We start from the raw sequence: 6,765 nt of genomic DNA, 5'->3' as shown, positions 1-6,765 counted from the left end.
TTTAGGTCGTTACTCAATAGATTTGACACAACAATAGATAGCTGGTTAGGCTTTAATTATCTAGCTTTCATAATAATTGCACTAAAAAAATTTAATAAAATAAAAGTTTAAACGACTTCATTAAACAAAATTTATTAATTATACTTTTGTTACTTTAATTTCAAATAGATTTCGAAATTTTATTGCATAAATTATTGATAATGAGACTATAGTTGACTTTTCAACGATTTTTTTTACTTTTTACACCTTTGATTGATTACTTTTCCCAATAAAATCATACCTTTCGGAGCTTTTTATAAAGTATTTGTAAGTAGCCCCAACTACTGCATACAATTTTTTACGGATTAGATAAGGTTGTACCGATGACACCTGAAGAAAAATTGAATATAATTAACCGTTTGAATGCTCTGGAACTTCAACAGAAGAAAAATCTTGATGAGATTGGAGCTTTAAAGAAATACCTCGAAGAAAATCCGAAGCTATTAAAAAGCTGGATGGATTTAAATGAGGTAAGTGGCTTTTATATTGATAGTTTTTCAAACATTGAAGCCTACGAAAATCGTCCTGTAAACGAAGAAAACAAAAATGTTTTTGTTACCGAAAATCAAGCAAAATCAACTCTAGCTAAAGCTCAATTGTCTCAGTTACTTAAATCCTATTTTAGCGGTTGGAGCAATCAATTGGATAATTACGCTATTTTTCCCCAAATTAAAGATGGAGAATTTACTCCTTATTATGGTGTTGCCGTTCTGCCGCAATTTTTAGCTTTTCGTTCCAGAGAAAAAGCCCAATTATTTTATGAGCAACATAAAGAATTGATTCATATTTACTGGTCAGAGTTTTTAGAATAATTTTATTATATTTATTCGAAAAAAAACTAATGTTTCGAATTTTAAACTTCTTTTTAATCGCTACCTATTTTACTTCTTTTGGACAAGAAATAAAAGAAGTTCAACTCAGTCAATCGATTGATGATTCTACATTTGTCAGGCTAAACGATTTTTCAAATGAATTTGTTTATGATTTGCGGTATGCCACCGAAAATAATTTTCTAAAAGCCAAAGTATATGATTGTGCCGAATGTTTTTTGCGTTATAAAACTGTAAAAAAACTAATTGAAGCCAATGATAAGTTTAAAAAAATGGGTTATACCATTAAATTATTCGACTGTTATAGGCCATTAGATGTTCAAAAAAAGATGTGGACAATCGTTCCTAATCCGATTTACGTAGCCGATCCAAAGAAAGGCTCTATTCACAATAGAGGTGGGGCGGTTGATATCACTTTAGTAGATAAAAATGGTGTAGAGCTTGATATGGGAACCTCTTTTGATCATTTCGGAAAAGAAGCGGCACACACGTATAAAAATCTTTCTGAAGAAGTACTTAAAAACAGAAAGTTATTGAGAGAAGTTATGGAAAGCTTTTCCTTTAAAGTGTTTCAATCTGAATGGTGGCATTACAACCTTGTTACGGATGAAAACGATAAAGTATCTAATTTCAAGTGGGATTGTTATTAATTTTCAACGCAATGGAGATAATCCATAAAATAATTTTGCGGACGACTGAACTGATTTAATAATTCCGATTGCATTTCTTTTTTGATGATATAATCAACAGTTTCTGTGGTATATTTTACTCGCATCGAAACGACCGGACTTGTTTTTAAATCGTCGTAATTATTTTTCATGAACAAAAAATTTGCTGATAATATGCGTACATTTCTCTCGTCATTTCGCATAAAACTGCCGCAATTTTCAACATCGGTGTGGAGAAATGTTATAATTTTTCCGTTTTCTAACTGAAGGAATAATTTTGTTTTTGCATCAATGCAGTAGGCTTTGATGAAATCACTGTTTTTGTGTACCAACTGAAAATTCAAAACCGGTGTTCCATTATCGTTCGATAATGAAAAAAAAACATAACTTTCATTGTTTCCAAATCTTCTTTCGTGCATTAAAAACTCTTTCGTGGTTTTCAGTGTGCCAATACTATCATTCACTTCCACATCGTATTCACATCTTTTTTGAGCTTGAGTTGATAAAAAAAACAAAAAGAAAAAGCAGAAAAATAAGAATTTCATGGGTTTATTAAATTTTGGTGCAAAGTAACACAATTTTGTTGTTTTTTAAGTCAGTTGTAAAGAAAGTATATAAGTTTCCACCCTCTTTAATTCTCCATTTTTTTCGGATGGTTTCCACTGATTCCGGAAAATTTCTACTCGTTATGTTGGCTTTTTTTTTTTCTAAATGCAACTTCATTTCCTTTTTTTGATATGGAAATACAGCTTTAATTTCAAAAACTCTGCCACAAAAATCAATTTTTTCATTGGAAGTGTATAAATGTGAATGAGGATGAAGCTTTTTTAAATTAAACTGAAACGCAACTTCATCAAAACCACCAGATTTCATAATGGCAGCATTAGGCTCAAAAAGAAACTTTTCCGGTTCAGCGTAATTTATTTTAATGTTGTTTTCACCTAAATTAAATTCAAAACTCTCCTCTTTACTTTTGGTTAGATTTACAGTTTTGATTTCCGGATTCCTCTCAAATCCTTGATGAATTTCCCAGAGTAATTCTTTCACTTCATTTTCCAAGGCTACAATATGAATGACTGAAACATTTTTTAACTCTTTCAAACCTGCAGTTAAGTCGAGTAGAGGAGCCGTTTTTATAAGGATTTTAGATGAATAGTTAAAATACAAATCAAGTAAATCGGGTACATTTGGTTCACAATCACGGAGCATAAAAACTTTTCCTTTGGCATCATTTCTTCGGGATGGATCGATATAAATCCAATCAAATTGTTCATTGAGAACTTCTAGAATGGCTTCACTTTCACCGGAAAAGCATTCAATATTTTCAGCATTTAACTGACTAAAATTATGCTTTACAATTTCAGACAATTCCGGATTATGTTCACAATGTACAACTTTTTCAAACTGCTTTGAAAAGTAATAAGCATCAACCCCAAAACCTCCGGTTAAATCAATAATTTTTCTGCCAGAAATGAGTTTTGACTTATACGAAGCCGTTTTTTCTGATGAAGTTTGTTCTACAGAAATTTTACTTGGATAAATAATAGTTGCTGAAGAAAACCAAGTAGGTAACTTATCTTTTGCTTTCCTTTTTGCATCAATTTGATTGAGAATTTCCTTCCAATCTAAATCGGGAAACGGATTTTTTTGTAAAGCTAATTTTGAGACATTTTTACTTAAATTATTTTCTATAAAAAATTGAACCTCTTCAATAGTTAAAAAATCAAAATTTTTCAAGGTTAATTATAATTTTCTAGTGAGTACTTGAACGATTTTGTAATCAGGAAAAAATTCTTTTGCAACAACTTTTATAATTGTATAAAGTGGAACTGCAACTATCATCCCAAGAATACCCGAAATAAACCCTGCTGTTAAAATGACTAAAAAAATTTCTAAAGGATGAGATTTTGTACTATTTGAAAAGATCAATGGTTGACTAATGTTATTATCAATCAATTGAACGATGTAAAAACCTATTAAAACATATAATGCTGTCGGTAAAATTTCTGTTTGAAAATCGCCACCAATTCCGCCAATCATTGCTAGAGAAGCTGCCAAAACACTACTAATTAAAGGACCAACATATGGTATAATGTTTAAAACAGCACAAATAAAAGCTATGATTAAAGCATTTTCAACACCAAAAATTAGCAAAACAACATAATATAAAATGAAAACAATCATAAGTTGAAAAATTAAACCGATAAAATATCGAGTTAATAAATCATTAATTTTAGCAATAGAATTTAAGGTTTCAATTTCATGGTTATCTGGTATAATTTTTTTTGCACCAACTAAAAAAGTGACCTTGTCCTTTAAAAAGAAAAAAGTGATGAATAAAACGGAAGCAACGCCAATACCAATTGAGCTTATTGTTGACAAAATTCCATTAAAAAAAGAAGGAATAAAATTCATATTCAAGTAGGATGCAATGTCAATATCTTTGAAAAGATCTTGCACTAGAATACCATGGTCAAGTAAATACAAATTCAAATCATTGTATAGCAGCATGACTTTTTCTTCAATAGATTCAGTGTTTAAAAGTGACAAACTTCGTGCCTGGGAAGCTATTAGCGGAACAAACATCAAAATAAACAATGCTACCAAAATAAGAAGTAAAATCATTGTTGTGATTACTGCCCAAGTATTATTAAACCTACATTTCTTTTTTAACAATTCTACAACCGGATTACAAATCAGCGTTAGAATTAAAGAAACAACCAAGTAAATTATGATTGATTGAATGGCATACAAAAACCAAGCTCCCAAAGCAATAAGTAAAATTGTTCCAATGGCTCTTAAAATGCCGTTTGATAATGTTTTAGAAGTCATTTTTGTATTATTTTTTAATTAATCAATCAATTTACAAATACATAGTGAACTAGATTAGCTCCCATTTTCAACGCTTTTTCTCTTACTTCTTTAGGATTATTGTGTACTTCTTCATCTTCCCAACCGTCGCCTAAATCCGTTTCAAAAGTATAAACTAAAGCTAATCGTCCTTCAATAAAAATACCAAATGCTTGCGGTTTTTGTTTTTCATGTTCATGGATTTTTGGAATTCCGTTTGGGAATGAAAAAGGACCTTGAAAAATTTTATGTGTAGACGGAATTTCAACCAACTCATTGTTCGGAAAAATCTTTCTGATTTCTTTTCGGATGTATTTGTCCATTCCGTAATTATCATCAATGTGTAAAAACCCTCCCGAAGTTAGATAATTCCTCAGATTTTGAACCTCATTATCGTTAAAAACCACGTTTCCGTGTCCGGTTAGATGCACAAAAGGGTAAGAAAACAAATCGGAACTTCCCGGTTCAACAGTAGCCGGTTTTGGTTTTATTTTGGTGTTTATGTTTTGATTACAGAACTTTATCAAATTAGGCAGCGAAGTAGGATTTCCATACCAATCGCCACCGCCATTGTATTTTAAAAGGGCGATTTCTTGTGCGTTTGACGTTAAAGCAATTAAAAAAAGTAATAGAATTTTCTTCGTCATAATATTATTCATTTATCAAAACTACTGTATGACAAGCTACCAAAGCAGCTGTTTCCGTTCGCAGTCTTGTATTGCCTAAAGATATAGGAATAAATTGTTTTTCTAAAGCGATTTCAATTTCTTTAACAGAAAAATCGCCTTCGGGACCAATTAAAATTGTGCAATCTTCATTTGTTTTTAAAACTGATTTCAACGTTTTTTTATCTGTTTCTTCACAATGAGCAATGAATTTTTGTCCGTTAATTTGTTTTTTTACAAATTCTTTAAAGGGAATCGGTTCATTCAAAATCGGTAAAAAATACTGATTGGATTGCTTCATCGCAGAAAGTAATATTTTATCAAATCGTCCTGTTTTGATCACTTTCCGTTCAGAATGTTCGCAAATAATTGGGGTTATTTCTTGGATACCTATTTCAGTCGCTTTTTCTAAAAACCATTCATAGCGGTCATTCATTTTGGTTGGAGCTACCGCCAAATGCAAATGAAATGACGGTTGTGGTTGTTTTTCAAAAGAAAGAATAGTTACAGTGCATTTTGAATCCGAAGCGATTGCGATTTCAGTCTTAAATAAAACACCTAATCCATTGGTAACAAATAAAATATCGCCTGTGTTTTTGCGTAAAACTTTTACAATATGCTTGCTTTCCTCTTTATCAAATGAAAAAGAAGTGAAATGTTCATTTATATCTTTAAAATAAAATAATTGCATTAGAATTCAATTCTGGCTTTTGAAACTACCGAGGCATTTTCAAATTGATGATGTAAATATTTTTGATACCCAACAATTCCAATCATGGCGGCATTATCAGTGGTATATTCAAATTTTGGAATATACGTTTTCCAGCCGTATTTTGCTTCTGCTTCTTTTAATGTATTTCGTATTCCCGAATTAGCAGAAACACCACCACCAATGGCAATTTGATTGATTCCGGTTTCTTCAACAGCTAATTTTAATTTATCCATCAAAATTTTTATGATGATATTTTGAACGGAAGCACAAATATCTGCCTTATTTTCTTCAATAAAATTAGGATTGATGGCTACATTTTTCTGCACAAAATATAGAATTTGTGTCTTTAACCCCGAAAAACTGAAATTCAATCCATCCACTTTTGGTTTGGTAAAAGGAAAAGCTTTCGGATTTCCTTCCTTTGCAAATTGGTCAATGAGCGGTCCGCCGGGATAGGGTAGACCTAGTATTTTTGCAGTTTTATCAAACGCTTCGCCAACTGCGTCATCAGTAGTTTCGCCAATGATTTCCATTTCAAAAAAACCGGAAACTTTTACAATTTGTGTATGACCTCCGGAAATTGTGAGAGCCAAAAATGGAAAAGTCGGCTTATCAAAACCTTCTTCATCAATAAAATGAGCCAAAATATGAGCCTGCATATGGTTTACAGCCAAAAGCGGAATACCTAATGCCATCGAAAACGATTTGGCAAATGAACTGCCAACCAACAGCGAACCCATTAAACCCGGTCCTTGTGTAAAAGCAATTCCGTGTAATTGATTTTTGTTGATTCCTGCTTTTTTAAGTGCCATATCCACAACGGGCACAATATTTTGCTGATGTGCACGGGAAGCCAACTCAGGAACAACACCTCCATATTCCTCGTGAATACTTTGTCTGGCAACTAAATTGGAAAGCACTTTATCGTTTTTCAACACCGCAGCAGCTGTATCGTCGCACGAACTTTCAATAGCTAAAATATAAACGGAATCATTTGTCAT

The 6,765-nt window shown here is 31.8% G+C and carries 8 protein-coding genes and 1 pseudogene; 3 read left to right on the top strand and 6 right to left on the bottom strand.

Annotated elements, in window-relative coordinates:
• The 3 genes and pseudogenes from ACIQ0M_RS05205 to ACIQ0M_RS05195 all read left to right on the top strand — a co-directional run.
• A pseudogene (locus ACIQ0M_RS05205) lies at positions 1 to 111 on the top strand (IS5 family transposase); the annotation flags it as partial.
• A gap of 269 nt (positions 112 to 380) precedes the next feature.
• Positions 381 to 851: a hypothetical protein gene (locus ACIQ0M_RS05200; RefSeq protein ID WP_396150425.1), complete on the top strand. Its 471-nt coding sequence runs from the start codon at positions 381 to 383 to the stop codon at positions 849 to 851.
• A 29-nt stretch (positions 852 to 880) separates the two neighbouring features.
• Entirely contained in the window at positions 881 to 1,519 is a 639-nt protein-coding gene (locus ACIQ0M_RS05195) for a M15 family metallopeptidase (protein WP_396150423.1), read from the top strand.
• Here ACIQ0M_RS05195 and ACIQ0M_RS05190 read toward each other — a convergent pair.
• The 6 genes from ACIQ0M_RS05190 to tsaD are packed head-to-tail and all read right to left on the bottom strand — an operon-like array spanning position 1,516 to position 6,765.
• Entirely contained in the window at positions 1,516 to 2,082 is a 567-nt protein-coding gene (locus ACIQ0M_RS05190) for a hypothetical protein (RefSeq protein WP_396150421.1), read from the bottom strand. The genes ACIQ0M_RS05195 and ACIQ0M_RS05190 overlap by 4 nt on opposite strands.
• 7 nt (positions 2,083 to 2,089) lie before the next feature.
• Positions 2,090 to 3,274 (bottom strand): class I SAM-dependent methyltransferase, encoded by a 1,185-nt coding sequence (locus tag ACIQ0M_RS05185; RefSeq protein WP_396150419.1) that lies wholly within the window; start codon positions 3,272 to 3,274, stop codon positions 2,090 to 2,092.
• A 6-nt stretch (positions 3,275 to 3,280) separates the two neighbouring features.
• The gene (locus ACIQ0M_RS05180) at positions 3,281 to 4,369 is read right to left on the bottom strand and encodes an AI-2E family transporter (protein WP_396150417.1); all 1,089 of its coding nucleotides are present in this window, start codon (positions 4,367 to 4,369) and stop codon (positions 3,281 to 3,283) included.
• A 26-nt stretch (positions 4,370 to 4,395) separates the two neighbouring features.
• Positions 4,396 to 5,034: a DUF4159 domain-containing protein gene (locus ACIQ0M_RS05175; RefSeq protein WP_396150415.1), complete on the bottom strand. Its 639-nt coding sequence runs from the start codon at positions 5,032 to 5,034 to the stop codon at positions 4,396 to 4,398.
• A gap of 4 nt (positions 5,035 to 5,038) precedes the next feature.
• Positions 5,039 to 5,743 carry a 16S rRNA (uracil(1498)-N(3))-methyltransferase gene (locus tag ACIQ0M_RS05170; protein WP_396150413.1) on the bottom strand — a complete coding sequence of 235 codons (705 nt, stop codon included), beginning with the start codon at positions 5,741 to 5,743 and terminating at the stop codon, positions 5,039 to 5,041.
• Positions 5,743 to 6,765 (bottom strand): tRNA (adenosine(37)-N6)-threonylcarbamoyltransferase complex transferase subunit TsaD, encoded by a 1,023-nt coding sequence (gene tsaD, locus ACIQ0M_RS05165; protein ID WP_396150411.1) that lies wholly within the window; start codon positions 6,763 to 6,765, stop codon positions 5,743 to 5,745. The genes ACIQ0M_RS05170 and tsaD overlap by 1 nt, the downstream gene beginning before the upstream one ends.

The sequence above is a fragment of the Flavobacterium sp. genome, from assembly GCF_044339515.1.
GTDB lineage: Bacteria > Bacteroidota > Bacteroidia > Flavobacteriales > Flavobacteriaceae > Flavobacterium.
The sequence above is the reverse complement of the archived record's forward strand: the minus strand, read 5'-3'. Positions and strand labels throughout refer to the sequence as shown.